The sequence below is a fragment of the Vibrio sp. 10N.222.48.A3 genome (assembly GCF_041475345.1).
Lineage (GTDB): Bacteria > Pseudomonadota > Gammaproteobacteria > Enterobacterales > Vibrionaceae > Vibrio > Vibrio tasmaniensis_A.
In genome coordinates, this window is the sequence record NZ_JBFRVX010001390.1 from 1 (window position 1) to 616 (window position 616).

The 616-nt window shown below is 42.9% G+C and carries 1 pseudogene; it reads left to right on the forward strand.

Annotated elements, in window-relative coordinates:
• Positions 1–538, forward strand: a pseudogene (locus AB4653_RS26600) (PrkA family serine protein kinase); the annotation flags it as partial.
• Positions 539–616: the final 78 nt, after the last annotated feature.

Here is a 616-nt window from a genome sequence, read left to right on the forward strand (position 1 = left end):
GTATCTTGAGTTCTTGAAAGGATACCTAGTACCGCGTTACGTAGAATTCATTGGTAAAGAAATTCAAACCGCTTACCTAGAGTCTTACTCTGAGTACGGACAGAATATCTTCGACCGCTATGTCACCTACGCGGACTTCTGGATTCAAGACCAAGAGTACCGCGATCCAGAAACAGGACAGCTATTTGACCGTGCTTCTCTGAATGGTGAACTAGAAAAAATCGAGAAAACAGCTGGGATCAGTAACCCTAAAGACTTCCGAAATGAGATTGTGAACTTCGTGCTTCGTGCCAAAGCCAACAATAACGGTCAAAACCCAGTTTGGACGAGCTACGAGAAACTGCGCACTGTAATTGAGAAGAAAATGTTCTCTAACACAGAAGAGCTACTTCCTGTTATTTCGTTCAATGCTAAGACCTCAACGGATGATCAGAAAAAACACGACGACTTCGTTGCTCGTATGATGGAAAAAGGCTACACCGAGAAACAAGTGAGACTGCTATCTGAGTGGTACCTAAGAGTTCGTAAATCCTCATAACCAAACTGTATTGAGCTGCTCAATTGGGCAGCTCGTACAAACCAATAACTTTATACCCTAACGAACGAATAGCTTTAG